Genomic DNA, 20074 nt, shown 5'->3' on the forward strand with positions numbered 1-20074 from the left:
CCCCGTCACTTACCCTAGCTAAGTTTCAATGATTTCGCCGGTGGCCATGTTAATTGCCGGGACGGACACGGCGTCGTCCGTGCCGGTGGCGAAGTGGTTCACGATGGCGCCGGCCAAGGCGGGTCCGATCCCCTTGGCTTCGGAGAGCTCTTCCACGGTGGCGGCCTTGACGCCCTTGACCGAACCGAAATGCGCCAGCAGGGCCTTCCGTTTGGACGCGCCCAGGCCCGGGACGGCGTCAAGCGCGGAGACGGTCATGGCCTTGCCGCGCTTTTGCCGGTGAAAGGTGATGGCAAAGCGGTGGGCCTCGTCACGGATCCGCTGCAGCAGGTACAGGCCTTGGGAAGTTCGGGGCAGGATCACCGGAAAATCGCTGTCCGGCAGCCATACTTCCTCCAGCCGTTTGGCCAGGCCCACCACGTAGACGTCATCGATGCCCAGCTCGGCCAGGGCGCGCGCTGCCGCGTTTACCTGCGGCTGGCCGCCGTCCACCACCACAAGGTTCGGCGGGTAGGCGAATTTGGCCTTGGGCGCCGGCGTGGTGGTGTCCAGCACTGCGTCCCCGGCCACAGGGTCTTTCCCATCCGCGGCAAGGAGGGATTCATCCACCTGTGCGGACTTGTCCTGCAGGTAATGGCGGAAACGCCGGGTCAGGACGTCATGCATGGCCGCCGTGTCGTCGGAGGCGGCAGGCCCGGTGATGGAGAACTTGCGGTAATCGGACTTCTTGGGCAGGCCGTCCTCCACCACCACCATGGAGGCCACCACGTTGGTCCCCTGGACGTGCGAAACGTCGAAGCATTCGATCCGGAGCAGCGGAACGGGCAGGTCAAGGGCTTCCTGCAGTTCCTGGAGTGCCTGCGACCTGACGGTGATGTCACCGGCACGCCGGGTTTTGTGGAGCTTGAGCGCGTGCTCGGCATTTTCTCGCACAGTGGACATCAGCGCCGCCTTGTCTCCGCGCTGCGGGACGCGGATGTCCACTTTGGCCCCGCGGATGCCGCCAAGCCAGGTGGCGAGGTCCTCCGCGTTGCTGGGTGCGACAGGGACCAGGACCTCGCGCGGCAGCCTGCCGTGGGTCTCGCCGTCTTCGCCGTAGACCTGCTGGAGCAGGTGCTCCACGAGGTCCGGGGTGGTGAAGTCCTCCACCTTTTCCACCACCCAGCCGCGTTGCCCGCGGATCCGGCCGCCCCGGACGTGGAACACCTGGACTGCGGCTTCGAGCTCGTCCTCGTGCAGGGCGAAGACGTCGGCGTCGGTGTCTTCGGACAGCACCACGGCGTTGCGTTCGAAGACTTTGCGCAGGGCGGCGATGTCGTCGCGCAGCCGCGCGGCGTGTTCGTAGTCCAGTTTCGCCACGGCGTCGGCCATCTGCTTTTCCAACTTGTTGATGAACCGTTTGGCCTCGCCGCCCATGAAGGCGCAGAAGTCGTCGGCCAGCGCCCTGTGGTCGTCCGGCGAGATCCGGCCCACGCAAGGTGCGGAACATTTGTCGATGTAGCCCAGCAGGCACGGGCGGCCGCTGGCTTCGGCCCGTTTGAAGACGCCGGCACTGCAGCTGCGCACAGGGAAGACGCGCAGCAGGGTGTCCATGGTTTCGCGGATGGCACCGGCGGTGTAGGGGCCGAAGTAGCGGGTACCCTTCCGCTTGTCCCCGCGCATGACCTGGACCCTGGGGTATTTTTCGCCCATGGTGACGGCGAGGTAGGGGTAGGTCTTGTCGTCCCGGAACACGACATTGAACCGGGGCTTGAATTCCTTGATCCAGGTGTACTCAAGCTGCAGCGATTCCAGTTCGCTGCCCACCACGGTCCACTCGACGCTGCTGGCCGCGTGGACCATGGCGTAGGTTTTCGGCAACAGGCCCGCCGGGTTGGCAAAGTATGAGTTCAGCCGGGACCGGAGGCTCTTCGCCTTTCCCACGTAAATCACCCGCCCATGCGGGTCACGGAACCGGTAGACGCCCGGGTTGGTGGGGATTTCACCGGTTTTGGGCCGGTAACTTGCTGGATTTGCCACCTATCAAGTCTACTAAGGCGCGCCGGGCATCTGCGCCAGCACGGCTACTCGGCGGACTTGCTCTGGTTGTAGCTGGTGGAGCGCTCCTGGCCGGTCAGGGCAGCGATCGCGTCCATGATCCGGTCCGTGACTTCACGGCGCGCGGGCAGCGAGTGGTCCGGGCCGGTCTTATCGAAGTACAGCGGCTCCCCCACCTTCATGGTGAAATGCTGTGGCCTGACACCCTTTTCGCCGGCCCGCTGGAGTTTTTCGGTCCCGATCAGGCCCACCGGAATGACCGGTGCCCCGGTGGTCAGCGCGAGCCAGCCGACGCCGGTGCGTCCGCGGTACAGGATGCCGTCGCGGGACCGGGTGCCCTCAGGGTAGATGCCGATGCCGCGGCCGGATTCAAGGATGTCCAGGAGTGTCTTGAGCGCCTGGACGCTGGCTGCCTGTTCGCCGCGCTCCACGGGGATGGAACCCACTGATTCGAAGAAGGCCTTCATGACCTTGCCTTTGACGCCTCCGGTGGTGAAGTACTCGGCCTTGGCGAAGAACGCGACCGGGCGGGGCATCAGCGCCTGCACGATCACACTGTCAAAGAAGGACAGGTGGTTGGGGGCCACGATGAAAGGGCCGTCGGAGGGGACATTGTCCAGGCCGACGACGGTGGGGCGGCAGGTGCCGGAGATGAGGCTCCGCGTCGTCCAGCGAACGGCATCAAACATTTCCATTGTTGCTCACCCCGCTCATGGCCGCGGCGTGGACGGCTTGCAGCCGTTCGATGACTGTGACCAGTTCCTCACCAGTGCTGACGACGGCGACCGACCCGGCCTCTTCAAGTTCGCCGTCTGGCGCGAATCCCCAGGCCACGCCAATACAGTCCAGGCCGTTGGCAATCGCTCCCGAAACGTCCTGTGCCCGGTCCCCCACCATGATGGCGTGTTCGGTATCCAGGTCCCGCAGGGCTGCGGCAATGATCTGGGTCTTGCCCAGCGGAACGCCGTCCACGGCAGCTTCGTCGTCGGCGGACCCGTGGATGCCGTGGAAGAAGCCGTCGATGCCGTGGTGTGCCAGTACGGTGTGCGCAAGGCGCTGCGGCTTCTGGGTGGCCACGGCAACGGGCCGTCCGGCCGCTGCGAAGGATTCGAGGATTTCCTGGATTCCGGGGTACAGCCTGCTCTGGGCGATTCCGGTGGAGACGTAGTGTTCCCGGTAGCGGCGGACCACCTCTTCAAGGCGGTCCGCCGGCACCTTCGCTAGGTTGAGCAGTGAGTCGCTCAATTTGGGGCCGATCATCGCATCCAGCAGGTCCTGGGCGGGAACCGGCAGCCCCAGCCCGCGGAGGGCCGATGCAATGCCTTCTGTTATTCCACCGGCCGGGTCGACAAGAGTGCCGTCCAGGTCAAAGATCACGGGCACTGTTGTTGAAGTCACCGGGTTAGTTTCTCACGACAGCGCGAGTGCCTGAAACTCGCATTCCCGTACAGGAATATTTCCGGACAGATTCCTCTGCTGGTCAGCCCAGTATTTCTGCCAGGAACTTCCCCGTATGGCTGGTGCTGGACTTGGCGACCTGCTCCGGCGTTCCCGCCGCGACGATCTGGCCGCCACCCGAACCGCCGTCGGGCCCGAGGTCCACGAGCCAGTCCGCACTCTTGATCACGTCCAGGTTGTGCTCGATGGTGATCACCGTGTTGCCCTTGTCCACCAGCCCTTGGAGGACCATGAGGAGCTTGCGGATGTCCTCAAAGTGCAGCCCCGTGGTGGGCTCGTCCAGGACGTAGATGCTGCGCCCGTTGGACCGCTTCTGCAGTTCGGCCGCGAGTTTGACGCGCTGCGCTTCACCGCCGGACAACGTGGTGGCGGGCTGGCCCAGCCGCACATAGCCCAGTCCGACATCCACCAGGGTGTTCAGGTGGCGGGCGATGGGCGAGAATGCCGCGAAGAACTCGGCGCCCTCCTCGATGGGCATGTTGAGGACGTCAGCGATGGTCTTGCCCTTGTAGTGGACTTCCAGCGTTTCCCGGTTGTAACGGGCACCGTGGCAGACCTCGCAGGGGACGTACACGTCAGGCAGGAAGTTCATTTCGATTTTCAGCGTGCCGTCACCGGAGCATGCTTCGCAGCGGCCGCCCTTGACGTTGAAGGAGAACCGGCCCGGCAGGTAGCCGCGAACCTTGGCTTCGGTGGTCTCCGCGAAGAGCTTGCGGATGTTGTCGAACACTCCCGTGTACGTGGCCGGGTTGGATCGGGGGGTGCGGCCGATGGGGCTCTGGTCCACGTGGACCACCTTGTCCAGGTGCTCGAGGCCCTGGACGGTCTTGTGCCGGCCAGCCACCTGCTTGGCGCCGTTGAGCTTGTTGGCGAGCACCTTATAGAGGATTTCGTTGACGAGCGTGGACTTACCGGAACCGCTCACGCCGGTCACCGCAGTAAAGAGTCCCAGCGGGAAGGCGGCGTCGACGTTGACGAGATTGTTCTCCCGGGCGCCCACCACTTTGATTTCGCGCTTTTTGTCGTACTTCCGGCGCTTTTTGGGCACGGCGATGGCCTTGCGGCCGGACAGGTAGTCGCCGGTCAGCGATTGCTTGTTTTCCAGCAGCTCCTTGTAGGTTCCGGAGTGCACCACCTGGCCGCCGTGTTCTCCTGCGCCCGGTCCGATGTCCACGATCCAGTCAGCCACGTGGATGGTGTCCTCGTCATGCTCAACCACGATGAGGGTGTTGCCCATGTCGCGGAGCCGGGTGAGGGTTTCGATGAGCCGGCGGTTGTCGCGCTGGTGCAGGCCGATGGAGGGCTCGTCCAGGACGTACAGCACGCCCACCAGGCCGGACCCGATCTGGGTGGCGAGCCTGATGCGCTGTGCTTCGCCGCCGGAGAGGGTGGCTGAGGGGCGCTCGAGGTTAAGGTATTCGAGGCCCACGTCCAGCAGGAAGGTAAGCCGCGCCTGGATCTCCTTGAGGACCTGGTGCGCGATCTGCGCTTCACGTCCGGTGAGGACCAGGGTGTTCAGGAACTCCGCACAGTCCCGCATGGGCAGTGCCGCTACTTCGGCGATGGACTTGCCGTTGATGAGGACCGAGAGCGAGGCCGGGTTGAGCCGGGCACCGTTGCAGGAAGGGCATGGGACCTGGCGCATGTATTCTTCGTAGCGGTCGCGGGCCCAGTCGGAATCGGTCTCGCCATGCTTGCGGTGGACGTACTGGATGGCACCCTCGAAGCCGGTGCTGTATTTGCGTTCCCGGCCGAACCGGTTCCGGTACTGCACCACCACCTTGTGGTCCTTGCCGTGCAGGATGGTCTGGCGGACGTCCTTGCCGAGCTTCTCCCACGGCGTGGCCATGGAGAAGCCCACTTCCTTGGCGAGGCCTTCCAGGAGACGGTTCCAGTATTCGGTGGTGGCGGTTCCCAGGGACCATGGCGCGATGGCGCCTTCGGAGAGCGAGAGTTCCGGGTTGGGAACGATCAGTTCCTCGTCCACCTCCAGCCGGGTACCGATGCCGCTGCAGGCCGCGCAGGCACCGAAGGGGTTGTTGAAGGAGAACGAGCGGGGCTCGATCTCGTCGATGGCCAGCGGGTGTTCGTTGGGGCAGGCGAGGTTCTCGGAGAAAGCCCGGATCCGTCCGGGATCGTCGGCGTCAAGATCCACGAACTCGGCCAGGACGCGGCCTTCCGCCAGCCCCAGGGCCGTCTCGATGGAGTCGGTGAGCCGCTGGCTGATGCCTTCCTTGACCACGAGGCGGTCCACCACTACCTCGATGGTGTGCTTGAACTGCTTGCCCAGCTTGGGCGGATCGCTCAACTGGACCAGGTTGCCGTCCACCCGCGCACGGGAGTAGCCCTTGGCGCTGAGCTCTTTGAAAAGGTCAACGAACTCGCCCTTGCGGCCGCGCACCACCGGCGCCAGGACCTGGAATCGGGTTCCGTCTGCGAGTTCCAGGAGCTGGTCCACAATCTGCTGCGGCGTCTGCTTGGATACCGGCTCACCGCACACGGGGCAGTGCGGCCTGCCGACACGTGCCCACAACAGGCGCATGTAGTCGTAGATTTCGGTGATGGTGCCCACGGTGGACCGCGGGTTCTTGCTGGTGGACTTCTGGTCGATGGAGACCGCGGGAGACAGCCCTTCGATGAAGTCGACATCGGGTTTGTCCACCTGGCCCAGGAACTGGCGCGCGTAGGCGGAGAGCGATTCGACGTAGCGGCGCTGGCCTTCGGCAAAGATGGTGTCGAACGCCAGGGACGACTTTCCGGATCCGGAGAGGCCTGTGAAGACAATCATGGCGTCACGGGGCAGGTCCAGGTCCACGTTGCGCAGGTTGTGCTCCCGCGCGCCCTTCACGACGAGCCTGGAGAGGTCTGGCCGCTGCTGGACGGCAGCGGGGGCGGCGGTGAAGGAGGAGGCGGGGGCAGAGGTTTCTTCAGCTACGGCTTTAGGCACCCCATAATGCTAATCGAAAACTTCTTCGAACATGCGCGGTTCCGCCCTCAGGGAACATCGTAGGCGGCCGCCAGCAGCTTGACGGCCTCCGCGAAGCTGGCCCCTTGCGCCTTGGCCACGTCCGCGTACGCCGCCGCGGCGGCGGCCAAGCCGCCGAGCCTCTCATCCCGCGCCGAAACCACCGTGCCATTCCGCCCGCGGGTGGCTACAATCCCCGCGGCTTCGAGCTCCTTGTAAGCCCTGGCCACGGTGTGCGGGGCGACGTCGAGCTTTTCCGCCAGGGCACGCACGGCCGGGAGCCTGGTGCCCGGGGCAAGCGCGCCGTTGTCAGCAAGGTGGATGACCTGCAGCCGCAGTTGCTCGAACAGCGCCACGGTGCTGGCGGGATTCGGCCGCCAGGCGCCGGGGAAGTCCGCCGGGGCGCTCACAGGCCACCCTCCAGGACACCGGCGCGGCCGTCACGGGCGGCGAACTGTGCGTTGTAGAGCGCGGCGTAGTAGCTGTTGGCGGCCAGGAGGCTCTCGTGCGTTCCCTGCTCAACGATGCGTCCATGGTCCATGACCAGAATTAGATCAGCGTTCCGGACCGTGGACAAACGGTGGGCGATGATGAAACTGGTCCGGCCGTTCCGGAGCCGTTGCATCGCCTGGCGGATCAGGAGCTCGGTCCTGGAATCCACCGAGCTGGTGGCCTCGTCCAGGACCAGCACCGAGCGTCCGGCCAGCTGCGCCCTGGCTATCGTGATGAGCTGCCGCTGTCCTTGGCTGAGGGGCTCGCCGCCGTTTTCCAGTACGGTGCCGTAGCCGTGGGGCAGGGACCGGATGAAACGGTCGGCATGGGTGGCCTCCGCGGCGGCGACGACGGCGTGGTCCGAAGCCTCCGGAAGGCCATAGGCGATATTTTCCCGGATGGTCCCGGCGAACAGCCAGGCATCCTGCGGAACCACGCCGAACCGGGAGCGCAGCTGGTCGCGGGGAACGGAGGAGATGTCCTGCCCGCCAATGGAGATCCGGCCCGAGGAAGGCTCGAGGAAACGCATCAGCAGGTTCACCACGGTGCTCTTGCCGGCGCCGGTGTGTCCCACGATGGCCACCGCCTGCCCCGGATCAACCGTGAAAGTGAGGTCGCGGACCGCGGGGACCGAACCCGGGTAGCGGTACGTGACACCATCGAAAACGATGCGGCCGGCAACCGGCCCGGCCGGTGCCGTGCCGGCCGGTTCCGGGGGGTCCTCCACCGCGTCCAGGAGTGCGAAGACTCTTCCAGCCGACGCCGCACAGGACTGCATGACGCTGAGCAGGCCGCCAATCTGCCCCACGGGCTGGGTGAACAGCCGGCTGAACTGGATGAACGCCTGGACCCCGCCAATGGTCATGGACCCGGACAGGATCTGCAGGGCTCCCACGACCGCCACCGCAATGTAGTTGAGGTTGGACATGAGGACCATCAGCGGCTGGACCACCCCCGCGGAAAACTGGGCCTTGCGGCCGGCCCGGGCCAGCCGTGCGTTGCTCTGGCCGAACACTCCCGCAGCCTGCTCCTGCCAGCCAAAGGCCTTGACCACCTCGTGGCCGCTGATGAATTCCTCCACGTGCGCGTTGAGCTCGCCGGTCTCCTTCCATTGGCTGGCGAAATGCTCCTGCGAGCGGCGCGCCACCAGCACGGTGATCCACGTCGAGACCGGGACGGTGGCAACGGCAATGGCGGCGAGCAGCGGCGAGATCCACAGCATCATGGCCAGCGAGCCGCACAGCATGAGGACGGAGACGATCAGTTGCGTCAAGACCTGGTTCAGGGCCTGGGCAATGTTGTCGATGTCGTTCGTGGCGCGGCTGAGGACGTCGCCCCGGGATCGCTCCCGGAAGTAGGTGGACGGCAGGCGGTGCAGCTTGTCCTCCACCGAGGCGCGGAGCCTGAACATGAGGCCCTGGACGGCACGGGCCGTCAGCGCCCCTTGGATCCAGTTGAACAGTGAGGCGAGCACGTACATGCCGGCTACAACCGCGAGCAGGGTGCCGAGGCGCTGGTCCAGGCTGCCTTGGACGACGCCGTCCACCACCAGGTCCGTGGCGTCACCAAGATACTTGGGAGCGGCAACGTTGAGGCCGGCGAAGGCGCACGTGGCGCCGACGGCGCCCAGGACCCGCAGCCGGAAAGGGCGGAGGAGGCCAAGGAGCCTCGCCGCGGTGGGCCGGAAGGAGTGGGCAGCAGCCACGGCTTCGCCGGCCGCCGTCACAGGGGGCCGTCCAGCGCGAGCTGGGACTCGGCGATTTCCCGGTAGGTGGCCGAGTCCTGCAACAGCTCCGTATGCGTTCCCTGGGCGGCGACCCGGCCGTCGTCGAGCACCAGGATGAGGTCCGCGTCCTCGACGGCGGACAGGCGTTCAGCAACCACGACCACCGTGGCGGCCGCCAAAACCTGGTCCAGCGCCAGCCTCAGCCTGGTGTCGGTGCGGTAGTCGAGGGCGGAGAAGCTGTCGTCGAAAAGGTAGAGGGGCGCCTGGCGCAACAGTGCCCGGGCAATGCACAGCCTCTGGCGCTGCCCGCCCGACAGGCTTGCGCCGCCCTGCCCCACCGGCGTGGCAAGACCCAACGGGAGGTCGCGCATGAACCGCATGGTCTGCGCCGCCTCCAGGGCCGCCCACAGTTCCTCGTCGGTGGCCTCCGGCGCACCCAGCCGCAGGTTATCCGCAATGGTTCCGGTGAAGAGGTGGGAGTGCTGCGGCACGATCCCCATGGCTCCGCGCAAAAGGTCCAGGGGCATGTCCCGGACGTCGCGGCCGCCCACGGTGATGTGGCCTTCCGTGGGGTCGAGGAACCGCGGAATCAGGTTCAGCAGCGTCGACTTCCCGCTTCCCGTTGAGCCGACGATCGCCAAGGTGGTACCCGGTGCTGCGGTAAAGCTGATGTCCGCGAGCACCGGCGCTTCAGCTCCCGGGTAGCAGAAGCCAACCCCATGGAACTGGAGGAGGCCCGGCCCGGGTGCCGGTGCGCCCGCGTCCGTACTCCGGCCGCCCGGCCTGGCTGGTCCATTACCGGCGCCGGGAATCCGGGCCGCCGCGTCGCGGACCGACGGCTCGGTGTCCAGGACAGCCTGGATGCGTTCGGCGCAGGCAGCCGCGCGCGGCGCCGTCATGAGGACGTACATGGCCATCATGATGGCCAGCAGGATCTGCATGATGTAGGCGATGAAGGCGGTGAGGGCGCCGAGGTTCATCAGGCCGTCCTGGATGCGGTGCCCGCCGAACCAGACCACGGCGACCGAACTGATGTTGACCACCAGCATGATCATCGGCAGCATCCCCGCCACCAGCAGCGCAGACTGCAGGTTGTTCGCGGTCAGTCCGGCGTTGGCCCGGGCAAACCGCCGTGCTTCGTAATCCTGGCGGACGAAGGCGCGGATAACATCCACACCGATGATTTGTTCGCGCAGGATTCCGCCCGAGCGGTCCAACAGGTCCTGGCCCTCCCGGTAGAGCGGAATCAGGCGGCGCACGATCAGGTACATGATCAGCAGGAGCAGCGGAACGATGACGATCACCACCACGGACAGCGCCACGTCCTGCTGCACGGCCAGGACGATTCCCCCGACGCCCATGGCGGGTCCGGCAAAGAGCATGGTGAAAACCAGGACGGCGAATGCCTGGATTTGCTGGGTGTCGTTGGTGGCACGCGTGGTCAGGCTTTGGGTTCCGAACAGAGCCACGTCCTGTGACGACAACGACTGGATCCGGGCAAAGACTTCCGCCCGCAGCCGGCGCCCGATCCGCATGGCCACCACGGCTCCCAGGTAGCCTGCCCCGATGGCTGACGCCGCCTGTACCACGGCGATGACGGCCATCGCCGCGCCCAGCCTGGATATGGCGGCCGTATCCCCGGCCACAATGCCATCGTCAATGATCGCCGCGTTCACTGTTGGCAGAAGCAGGTTGGCCGCTGCCTGGACCAACTGGAGCAGCACGATGGCCCACACCTGGGCTTGCTGTCCAGCGAGTTGCCGCCTGATGAGACCGACCAGCAAAATACCCCCCGTAGATGCACCCGGTCGAAGCGGGCCGGCGACTCGACCCTAAACCACAGACCACATTGTAAGCCAGATCACTTTTCGCCGCTGTCACGCCTTGTGACCAATGCATCAAACAAGAGTCGTCGCCCGTTTCAGCCGTCCCTGCGCCCGACGGCGAAGATCCTGCGGAACGGGAAGACGGTGCCGTGGGGTCCCCGCGGATAGGCGTCACGCAGTGCTGCGGCGTATTCGGCTTCGAAGCGCTTGGCGTCATCCTCCGCCAACGCGGCCAGGACGGGACGCAGCCCCGTGCCCCGAACCCACTCAAGGACCGGGTCCGGCCCGGGAAGGACCTGCTGGTAGCTGGTTTCCCACACGTCCGCGGCGTACCCGGCGTCGAGCATGATCCCAAGGTAGTCCCCCGGCTCCCCCACGGACTCCCCGCCACGCAACACCCCGCCAAGCTTGTCGGCCCACGGGGCTGAGGACGCCAGTTCCCGCATCAGTGCGTGCGAGGGAGCGTCGAAATTTCCGGGAACCTGCAGGGCGAACCACGCACCCGGGCCGAGCGCCGCGAGCCATCCCCGCAGCATGTCCTGATGGCCGGGGACCCACTGCAGGGCGGCGTTGCTGACCACGACGTCCGTGTCCGGCGAGGGCGTCCAGTCGGCGATGTCGGCCTGTTCGAACCGCAACGACGGGTGCTCCTGCGCGAGGCGTGCAGCCTTGGCCAGCATTTCCGCGGAGGAGTCCACGCCCACCACGTCGGCCCCGGGCCAGCGGTCGCTGAGCGTCGCCGTCAGGTTGCCCGGCCCGCAGCCCAGGTCAACCACCTTGGCAGGGTGTCCGGCAAGGATCCGGGCGGTGAGGTCGAAGAAGGGCCGGTTCCGGTAATCGCCGAATTGGACGTACTTGACGGGGTCCCATTTCATGAGGTTCTCCAGGTTCTGCTGCGCACACGGCCAGGCCGAGCCTAACCCGGCCATGGGCGGGAGCACGGACATGACGTGGCACTAAGGTGGAAGTCAATGAAACTCCTTGACCAGCTGACCGATCTGTCCGTCCCCAACCAGGCCTCCGCCGTCGACCCGGACGCCCTCTACACCCTGTTCGTGGAGTGGACGGAAAGCCGGGGGCTCGCGCTCTACCCGGCGCAGGATGAGGCAATCATGGAGCTGGCCACCGGGGCGAACGTCATCCTGGCCACGCCCACCGGATCCGGCAAGTCCCTGGTAGCCATCGCAGCGCACTTCCAGGCGATGGCCCAGGGCAGGCGCAGCTATTACACGGCGCCCATCAAGGCCCTCGTATCGGAAAAGTTCTTTGCGCTCTGCGACATCTTCGGCGCGGAGAACGTGGGGATGATTACCGGCGACTCCGGCGTGAACCAGGACGCCCCCATCATTTGCTGCACGGCCGAGATCCTCGCCAACATCGCCCTGCGCGAGGGCTCCGCGGCAGAACTGGGCGCCGTGATCATGGATGAATTCCACTTCTACTCGGACCCGCAGCGCGGCTGGGCCTGGCAGGTGCCGCTGCTGGAGCTTCCGCAGGCACAGTTCCTGCTGATGTCAGCAACGCTGGGGGACGTGACCCGCTTCGAGGAAGGCCTGACGTCCTTGACGGGCCGGCCCACCACCACCGTGAGCTCTGCGGAGCGGCCCATCCCGCTGCACTACTACTACCACCAGAGCCCGGTCCACGAAACGCTGGAAGAGTTGCTTTCCACCAAACAGGCGCCGGTCTATGTGGTGCACTTCAGCCAGCTCGAAGCGATCGACCGCGCCCAGAACCTGATGAGCATCAACGTGTGCACCCGGGAGGAAAAGGACAAGATCGCCGAGCTGATTGCCAACTTCCGGTTCGCCGCCGGGTTCGGGAAGACACTGAACAGGCTGGTGCGCCACGGAATCGGCGTGCACCACGCCGGCATGCTGCCCAAGTACCGCCGGCTGGTGGAGCAGCTGGCTCAAGCCGGTCTGCTGAAGGTAATCTGCGGCACGGACACCCTGGGCGTCGGCATCAACGTCCCCATCAGGACAGTGCTCCTCACCGCCCTTAGCAAGTACGACGGCGTCCGGACCCGGCTGCTCAACTCACGCGAGTTCCACCAGATTGCCGGCCGCGCCGGACGGGCAGGGTACGACACCGCCGGGACCGTCGTGGTGCAGGCACCCGAGCACGTCATCGAGAACGTGAAGGCGATGGCGAAGGCCACCGCCAAGTTCGGCGATGACCAGAAGAAGCTGCGCCAGGTGGTGAAGAAGAAGCCGCCTGAAGGTTTCGTCTCGTGGGGCGAGCCGACGTTCAAACGGCTGGTGGAATCCGTGCCGGACCCGCTGACGTCGAGTTTCACCGTCACGCACGCCATGCTGATGAACCTGATGGAGCGGCCCGGGGACCCGTTTGCCGCTGCCAGGAGGCTGCTGACCGAAAACCACGAGCCACGGTCGTCCCAGCTGCGGCTGATGAAGAAGGCGCTGGGGATTTACCGGGAACTCCTGGCCGCCGAGGTGGTGGAACGCATCCCGCCGGAAGAACAGGGACCTGACGGCCGCACCGTGCGGCTGACCGTCCACCTGCAGCCGAACTTCGCCTTGAACCAGCCGCTCTCCCCGTTCGCCCTCGCGGCGCTGGACCTCCTCGACCCGGAGTCGCCGTCGTACGCCCTGGACGCTGTGTCCGTGATTGAGGCGACCTTGGAGAAACCGCGGCAGATCCTCTCCGCGCAGCAGAAGAAGGCCCGCGGCGAAGCGGTGGCCGCCATGAAGGCGGACGGTATCGACTACGACCAGCGGATGGCCATGCTGGACGAGGTCACCTACCCGCAACCTCTCGCGGAGATCCTGGGCGAGGCCTTCGAGGTGTACCGCAAGGCTGCACCGTGGGTGGGCGACTTCGAGCTCGCGCCGAAGTCGGTGGTCCGCGATATGTACGAGCGCGCCATGAATTTCGGCGAATTCGTGCAGTTCTACGGTCTGGCCCGTTCCGAAGGGATCGTGCTGCGCTACCTGGCCGATGCCTTCAAAGCGCTCCGCCAGACCGTGCCCCAGGACATGCTGCGGGAAGACCTTGAGGACCTGACCGCCTGGCTCGGCGAGCTGGTGCGGCAGGTGGATTCCAGCCTCCTGGACGAGTGGGAGGAACTGGCCTCCGGCGCGGCGCCCACGCCGCACGACGCGCCACCGCCTGCCCCGCCGTCGTTGACCTCCAACATCCGCGCGTTCCGGGTGATGGTGCGCAACGAGATGTTCCGCCGCGTGGAACTGTTCGCCGACGAGGACGCCGCCGCGCTGGGTGAACTCGACGCCGGATCCGGGTGGGGTGCCGAGCGCTGGGAAGACGCGCTGGACGACTACTTCGACGAACACGACGACATCGGTACGGGCCCGGACGCCCGCGGGCCGGGCCTGCTCATCATCACCGAGGAGCGCGGCACGTGGAAAGTCCGCCAGATCTTCGACGACCCGGCAGGCAACCACGACTGGGGGATCTCGGCCGAGGTGGACTTGGCCGAGTCGGACGACACCGGGACCGCCGTGGTCAGGGTGACGGACGTGAACCGGCTCTGACGCGGGACCGGCGGTAAGCTCGAGCAATGAGTGTTATCCGCCCCGCCACCCCGCACGACGTTCCCGCCATTCTCCGGATGATCCACGAACTGGCCGATTACGAGAAGGAACCGGACGCCGTCCGGAACACTCCCGAACTGCTGGAGCGGGCCTTGTTCGGCGGCAACCCAAGCGTGTTCGCGGCCATGGCTGAGAACACGGCCGGTGAAGTGCAGGGTTTCGCCCTTTGGTTCCTGAACTATTCCACCTGGGAGGGCGTGCACGGGATCTACCTGGAAGACCTCTACGTCAGCCCCGGAGCGCGGGGCGAAGGACACGGCAAGGCGCTGCTGCAGCACTTGGCCGGGATTGCCGTCGAGAACGGCTACGCGCGGGTGGAATGGAGCGTGCTGGACTGGAACGAGCCGTCCATCAACTTCTACCGCCGCGTCGGCGCCGTCCCCATGGACGGATGGTCAACCTTCCGGCTCACCGGCCAGGCACTGGACCGGTTCGGCCGGGCGCAGTCCGGCACCTCCGTCCCCGCAGCCGCGCGTGGCTGAGCGGCACAGCGCGGCACTTGCCGCCAGGCATCGCGTTGGCGCCAGCCACGCCTTCCGGGGTATGCGGACCGTCGAACACTGGTTCACCGTCCCCCTGGACCACTTCGCTCCAGATGATCCTTCCGCCCCGGCGGCTGAGACGATCACCGTTTTCGCCCGCGAGTACGTCTCCGCCGCGTACAGCGAGGAGGCGGCGGCCGCGCTGCCCTGGCTCCTCTTCCTTCAGGGCGGTCCTGGCGGCCGCGGCAACAGGTGGGCTTCCCTGGGCGGCTGGGGGAAGGCTGCGGCGGCAGAGTTCCGCATCCTGATGCTGGACCAGCGGGGTACGGGCCTGTCCACCCCCATCGACAGGCATACGCTGCCGGCGCGGGGGGATGCGGCCGCACAGGCTGCCTACCTGGAGCACTTCCGGGCCGATTCGATCGTGGCGGACGCGGAACTGATCCGTGCCGCCCTCGAATCAGCGCCCTGGACCATCTACGGCCAAAGCTACGGCGGCTTTTGCGCCCTGACCTATCTCTCCTTCGCGCCGGAAGGACTCCGCGAAGCACTCATCACCGGTGGCCTGGCGCCGCTCGCTGGCAGCGCCGACGAGGTCTACCGTGCCACGTTCCAGCGCGTCGCCGCCCGGAACGGGGAATACTTCGGCTGGTACCCCGAGGACCGGGAGACGGTGGAACGGATCGCCCGGCACCTGCGGTCCACGACCGAGATCATGCCCGACGGCGCGCCCCTCACCGTGGAGCGGTTCCAGATGGCCGGGTCATTCCTGGGCGGCAACACGCGGGTGGACAGCCTCCACTATCTCCTGGAAGATGCCTTCGTCGCCGCTCCCGGTGGACCCCGCCTGTCCGATGCCTTCCTGGAACAGCTCCAGGCCGTCGTCTCCCGCCGCTCCAACCCGCTGTATGCGCTCATGCACGAATCCATCTATGGCCAGGGGCAGGCGACCAACTGGTCCGCGTGGCGGATGCTGGGTGAAAACCCCTGGTTCAGGCCCGACGCCGAGCCGCTGCTCCTGACCGGCGAGATGGTGTACCCGTGGTACTTCGAGCAGGATCCCGCCTTGCAGCCGCTCCGGGACGTGGCCGAACTGCTGGCAGCCAAGCGGGACTGGAAGCCGCTGTACGATTCGCGGGCGCTGGCTGCCAATACCGTTCCCGTGGCAGCGGCCGTCTACACCGACGACATCTACGTTGACCGGGACCTCTCCCTTCAGACGGCGGCAGCGGTCCGCGGACTGCAGGTGTGGGAGACCGCCGATTTCCATCACGATGGAATCGCCGACGACGGCGAGCGGATCTTTGCCCGCCTGCTGGGGATGGCGCGTTCAGGCGGCCGCTGACCGGCGGCGTGAGGCGCGGGCGAGAATGGCCGCCGCCAGCACCGCGGCACCGATGGCGGCACCGATGAGGTTCAGGCCGAGGTAGCCGGCGGCGCCCAGGACGAGCCCCGACACCGCACCGCCTGCCGCTCCGGCAGCGCCCATCAGCATGTCCGAGACGCCCTGCACCGCGACCCGGGCGTCGCGTCCCACGCTTTCGGCCAGCAGCGTGGACCCGGAGATGGTCGCAGCCGACCAGCCAACGCCCAACAGGACAAGGCCTGCCGCAACAGCGGGGGTGGAAGACTGTCCAAGGCCTGCGACCACCACCGCCGCGACCAACACTGCGAAACCGATCACGATGGTCTCGATCCGGCCGGCCCTGTCCGTCAGCCAGCCCATGACCGGCGACAGGGCGAACATCCCGGCGATGTGCAGCGAGATGGTGAAGCCAATGATCACCAGCACGTCCCCCTCGGCGACGTGCCCTGGGTGGAACGCAGGCCCTTCCACCAGGTGCTGCAGATGCAGCGGCGTCATGGACATCACGCCCACCATCACTGCGTGGGCGGCGACGACGGCTGTCACCGCCAGGACCGCCGTCCGGGAGTCCCTGATGGCATGGAGCCCGCGGATGAGTGAACCGCCGGCACGCCCGGCCGCCACACCGTCCGGGCGTGCCGGGTCATGGTCTTGGGCGGTGTTGGCTCCCGCAGCCGCGAGCTGGCGTGCCAGCAACAGCGGGTCGGGGCGAAGCCCGGCGAACATCAGGCCGGAGGCAATCAGCAATCCCGCCGCGGCGATGACGAATGGTCCGGCCACCGGCGGCAGGCCCAGTGCCGTGCCCACCACCGTGCCGGGCTGGATGAGGTTTGGCCCCGTCACGGCGCCGACGGTCACGGCCCAGACCACCGTCGACAGCGCCCTCCCCCGGTGTTCGGGGGCTGCAAGGTCCACGGCGGCGAACCGTGCCTGCAGGGTGGCCGCAGTGCCGACGCCGATGCCTGCGGCACCCAGGACCAGGAGGATAAAGAGCCCGGACACGACGGCCAGGACCATAAGAAGCGCACCTGCCAAGGCCGCTGAAAGACCCGCCACCTGGCCCGCCCTGCGCCCTCGGTGGTCGGCCAACGACGCCAGCGGAAGTGCGGCTGCCGCGGCCCCCAGCGTCATGACCGTTGCCACGGCCCCCGCCCACGCGCTGGAACCGGACAATTCCACGGCCAGGATGGAACCGATCGACACGGTTGCCCCGGTGCCGATGCCGCCGAAGACCTGGGCTGTCCCCAGGAGCACAACGGTGCGCCGCTGCACCTGGCGCACGCGCTGGTCCGCTGCTGTGCTGGCCATGATCCGAGCATAGTCCTGCGCTGCCGCCTGATGCAGGGGCTTAAACAGGTAATCCCGGCGGGGCCGGGATTACCTGTTGCAGAGGTGCAGCGGACGCCTAGTCGACGTCGCTGTGGCTCTTCCGGGCGTCTTCCTCGAGCCGCGGATCGATCGCCGCCGCCTTGGCCTTGGAGCTCAGCAGGCTGGCCACCACGGCAACGATGATGGTGCCCACGATGACTGCCAACGACACGAAGGTCGGAATCTCGGGTGCCCACTCGATGTGGCGTCCGCCGTTGATGAAGGGCAGTTCGTTGACGTGCATGGCGTGCAGGACGAGCTTGACGCCGATGAACGCCAGGATGAAGGAGAGTGCGTGCTTGAGGTAGATCAGCCGGTTCATCAGGCCGCCGAGGAGGAAGTACAGCTGACGCAACCCCATCAGGGCGAACAGGTTGGCGGTGAAGACGATGAAGGGGCTTTGGGTGAGGCCGAAGATCGCCGGAATGGAGTCCACGGCGAACAGGAGGTCCGTGAGGCCGATGGTGATGAAGACGATCACCATGGGGGTGAACACCTTCTTGCCGTTCACCGTGGTCCGCAGCTTGCCGCCGTCGAACTTCTCCGACATGGGGATGACTTTGCGGATCCTGGCGATCAGGGGGTTCTCGCGGTCTTCTTCCTCTTCGCCTTCGTCCTGGGCCTGCTTCCAGGCCGTCCACAGCAGGAATGCGCCGAAGATGTAGAACACCCAGCTGAACTGTTCAATGACAATGGCGCCGAGCAGGATGAAGATGCCGCGCAGGATGAGCGCGATGATGATCCCCACCATCAGCACTTCCTGCTGGTATTTCCGCGGTACGGAGAACCTGGCCATGATGATGATGAAGACGAACAGGTTGTCGATGCTGAGGCTGTATTCCGTGACCCAGCCCGCGACGAACTGGCTGCCGAACTCGGGGCCGGTAAAGGCGAACATCGCTCCGGCGAAGGCCATGGCCAGTGCGACATAGAAGGCAACCCACAGGCCGGCTTCCTTCATGGAGGGTTCATGGGGCCGGCGGACCACCAGGAGGAGGTCGGTCAGGAGGATCAGGCCAAGGATGACAAATGAGCCAACCTCGAACCATACGGGCAAGTCGAGCACAGGGACAGCCTTTCGCAGGGTACACAAAATGGTGTAAGTCTCTCCGGCCTGCCAGTGCACTTGGTGCTGAAGCGGCGGCCCGCTACGCCCGGCGGGGCAACCATGCCCTGCGTGTTGACGATCGTAGCGCTTTGGGATACTCCCCTACGTGCCTTCAACTCTACCCCAGCAACGCCGTTGGATAACGGTTTCCCGGAACCATTGACCCCCGGCAGACGCTGCTGTCATAATCACATCCAGCGAGAAAGCGGTTTCTCGCCCCATCTGTTAGACCCCTCCAGAAAGTCACGGTCAATGAAGACTTCGCTTCGCACCAGCACGATGGTCAAGTCGCTCGCAGCTGCGGCCACCCTCGCCTTGCTTGCCACCGGCTGTTCTCCCTCCTCGGCCGGCGACAGCGGCGGGAACGTCACGGTCCGCTTCACGTGGTGGGGCAACGACCTCCGCAACAAAGAAACCCAACAGGTGATCGACGCGTTCCAGGCCTCCCACCCCAACATCAAGATCCAGGCCGAGCCCGGAGTGTGGAGCAGCTACTGGGACAAACTGGCCACAACCACCGCCGCCAATGATTCCCCCGACGTGATCCAGATGGACCAGGCCTATATCGCTGAGTATGGCGGCCGGGGCGCCCTCCTGGACCTGTCCAAGCAAAGCAATATCGACACCTCCAAGATCGACCAGGACGCCCTTGACTCGGGCCAGGTCAGCGGTAAGCAGTTTGGCCTCAGCACCGGGCAGAACGCCAAGGCCGTCATGATCAACGCCAAGATGTTCCAGGACTACGGTGTGCCCATCCCGGACGACAAGACCTGGACGTGGGCTGACTACACCAAGACCGCCGCCCAGATCGCAAAGGCCGCTGCCAAGGCGGGCCAAACCAACTACGGCAGCTCCTACTCGCTGACGGACTCCGACCTGAACACGTGGGCGATGCAGCACGGCGAATCGCTCTACTCGGCGGACGGCGGCCTCGGCTTCGAGGAAAGCACCGCCACGTCCTTCTTCCAGAACCTCGTGGACCTGCGCAACGCCGGGGCTGCCCCGCCGGCCAACATTGCCACCGAGGACATCAGCGCCCCGGTGGAACAGACCCTCTTCGCCACCGGCAAGACTGCGATGTCGTGGTGGTGGACCAACCAGGTCAATGCGCTTCAGTCGGCGCTGAAGACCGACGTCAAGATCCTGCGCGCGCCCAGTTCCACAGGCAGCGCGAAGGACAACGGAATGTCCTACAAACCATCCATGTTCTGGTCCGTGTCTTCGCGCAGCAAGCATCCCAAGGAAGCTGCTGAGGTGGTCAACTACATGCTCAACAACCTGGACTCAGCCAAGACCATCCTGACCGAGCGCGGCTTCCCCACGAACTCAGAAGTCCAGGCGGCAATCGACCCGCTGCTGACCCCGGCGGACAAGTCCGCGGCGGCATTCCTGAAGGACATCAAGCCTGACCTGCAGAGCGGCCCGCCGGTGCCCCCAACCGGCTCCTCCGGGGTTCAGGCGCTGATCCAGCGGTACTGCACGGACGTCTTGTTCGACCGGAAGTCCCCCGCTGACGCAGCCAAGGGCCTGATGGACGAAGCAAAGGGAATGATCGACTCGGCCAGGAAGTGAAACCCCGGCACCACATGCGTTAACGACGGCGGGCGCCTCCCCACGGAGGTGCCCGCCGTTCCATGGGCAGCCCATCCAGTCCTCCGGGCAGGCCTGGAA

General features: G+C 66.1%; 14 protein-coding genes. 4 read left to right on the forward strand and 10 right to left on the reverse strand.

Features of this window, described 5'->3' with window-relative positions:
* Positions 1–18: 18 nt before the first annotated feature.
* The 8 genes from uvrC to QRM96_RS02025 form a co-directional block, all read right to left on the reverse strand.
* On the reverse strand, positions 19–2019 hold the full coding sequence (uvrC, locus tag QRM96_RS01990) for an excinuclease ABC subunit UvrC (RefSeq protein WP_018761253.1): 2001 nt from the start codon (positions 2017–2019) through the stop codon (positions 19–21).
* Between the two features lie 44 nt (positions 2020–2063).
* Positions 2064–2732: a lysophospholipid acyltransferase family protein gene (locus QRM96_RS01995; RefSeq protein ID WP_285318136.1), complete on the reverse strand. Its 669-nt coding sequence runs from the start codon at positions 2730–2732 to the stop codon at positions 2064–2066.
* The gene (locus QRM96_RS02000; protein WP_285318138.1) at positions 2719–3435 is read right to left on the reverse strand and encodes an HAD hydrolase-like protein; all 717 of its coding nucleotides are present in this window, start codon (positions 3433–3435) and stop codon (positions 2719–2721) included. The genes QRM96_RS01995 and QRM96_RS02000 overlap by 14 nt, the downstream gene beginning before the upstream one ends.
* 82 nt (positions 3436–3517) lie before the next feature.
* Complete coding sequence (uvrA, locus tag QRM96_RS02005; protein WP_285318140.1) at positions 3518–6442, reverse strand: excinuclease ABC subunit UvrA; 2925 nt, start codon at positions 6440–6442, stop codon at positions 3518–3520.
* A 47-nt stretch (positions 6443–6489) separates the two neighbouring features.
* Positions 6490–6870: a GntR family transcriptional regulator gene (locus QRM96_RS02010; RefSeq protein WP_018761249.1), complete on the reverse strand. Its 381-nt coding sequence runs from the start codon at positions 6868–6870 to the stop codon at positions 6490–6492.
* Positions 6867–8678: an ABC transporter ATP-binding protein gene (locus QRM96_RS02015; protein ID WP_285318142.1), complete on the reverse strand. Its 1812-nt coding sequence runs from the start codon at positions 8676–8678 to the stop codon at positions 6867–6869. The genes QRM96_RS02010 and QRM96_RS02015 overlap by 4 nt, the downstream gene beginning before the upstream one ends.
* Complete coding sequence (locus QRM96_RS02020) at positions 8675–10462, reverse strand: ABC transporter ATP-binding protein (RefSeq protein ID WP_285318143.1); 1788 nt, start codon at positions 10460–10462, stop codon at positions 8675–8677. The genes QRM96_RS02015 and QRM96_RS02020 overlap by 4 nt, the downstream gene beginning before the upstream one ends.
* Before the next feature lie 137 nt (positions 10463–10599).
* Entirely contained in the window at positions 10600–11379 is a 780-nt protein-coding gene (locus QRM96_RS02025) for a trans-aconitate 2-methyltransferase (RefSeq protein WP_109044705.1), read from the reverse strand.
* Between the two features lie 96 nt (positions 11380–11475).
* Between QRM96_RS02025 and QRM96_RS02030 the strand changes: the two genes are divergently transcribed.
* From QRM96_RS02030 to QRM96_RS02040, 3 genes are all read left to right on the forward strand, one after another.
* Positions 11476–14019: a DEAD/DEAH box helicase gene (locus QRM96_RS02030; protein ID WP_285318145.1), complete on the forward strand. Its 2544-nt coding sequence runs from the start codon at positions 11476–11478 to the stop codon at positions 14017–14019.
* 26 nt (positions 14020–14045) lie between these two features.
* A complete protein-coding gene (locus QRM96_RS02035) occupies positions 14046–14561 on the forward strand; it encodes a GNAT family N-acetyltransferase (protein WP_285318147.1) in 516 nt (171 codons plus the stop codon).
* Between the two features lie 61 nt (positions 14562–14622).
* On the forward strand, positions 14623–15906 hold the full coding sequence (locus QRM96_RS02040; protein WP_285318366.1) for an alpha/beta fold hydrolase: 1284 nt from the start codon (positions 14623–14625) through the stop codon (positions 15904–15906).
* Here QRM96_RS02040 and QRM96_RS02045 read toward each other — a convergent pair.
* Together QRM96_RS02045 and QRM96_RS02050 are read right to left on the reverse strand one after the other, a co-directional pair.
* Positions 15892–17235: an MFS transporter gene (locus tag QRM96_RS02045; protein ID WP_285318148.1), complete on the reverse strand. Its 1344-nt coding sequence runs from the start codon at positions 17233–17235 to the stop codon at positions 15892–15894. The genes QRM96_RS02040 and QRM96_RS02045 overlap by 15 nt on opposite strands.
* 97 nt (positions 17236–17332) lie before the next feature.
* Positions 17333–18361 carry a TerC family protein gene (locus QRM96_RS02050; RefSeq protein WP_109044638.1) on the reverse strand — a complete coding sequence of 343 codons (1029 nt, stop codon included), beginning with the start codon at positions 18359–18361 and terminating at the stop codon, positions 17333–17335.
* 294 nt (positions 18362–18655) lie between these two features.
* Here QRM96_RS02050 and QRM96_RS02055 point away from each other — a divergent pair, with 294 nt between their 5' ends.
* Complete coding sequence (locus QRM96_RS02055; protein ID WP_285318149.1) at positions 18656–19975, forward strand: ABC transporter substrate-binding protein; 1320 nt, start codon at positions 18656–18658, stop codon at positions 19973–19975.
* Positions 19976–20074: the final 99 nt, after the last annotated feature.

Source organism: Pseudarthrobacter sp. lyk4-40-TYG-27, assembly GCF_030209295.1.
Lineage (GTDB): Bacteria > Actinomycetota > Actinomycetes > Actinomycetales > Micrococcaceae > Arthrobacter.

Coding starts and splice junctions, on each gene's coding strand:
- QRM96_RS01995 (WP_285318136.1), bottom strand. CDS start 2,732: ATGGAAATGTTTGATGCCGTTCGCTGGACGACGCGGAGCCTCATCTCC.
- QRM96_RS02025 (WP_109044705.1), bottom strand. CDS start 11,379: ATGAAATGGGACCCCGTCAAGTACGTCCAATTCGGCGATTACCGGAAC.
- QRM96_RS02030 (WP_285318145.1), top strand. CDS start 11,476: ATGAAACTCCTTGACCAGCTGACCGATCTGTCCGTCCCCAACCAGGCC.
- QRM96_RS02035 (WP_285318147.1), top strand. CDS start 14,046: ATGAGTGTTATCCGCCCCGCCACCCCGCACGACGTTCCCGCCATTCTC.
- QRM96_RS02040 (WP_285318366.1), top strand. CDS start 14,623: ATGCGGACCGTCGAACACTGGTTCACCGTCCCCCTGGACCACTTCGCT.
- QRM96_RS02045 (WP_285318148.1), bottom strand. CDS start 17,235: ATGGCCAGCACAGCAGCGGACCAGCGCGTGCGCCAGGTGCAGCGGCGC.
- QRM96_RS02055 (WP_285318149.1), top strand. CDS start 18,656: ATGAAGACTTCGCTTCGCACCAGCACGATGGTCAAGTCGCTCGCAGCT.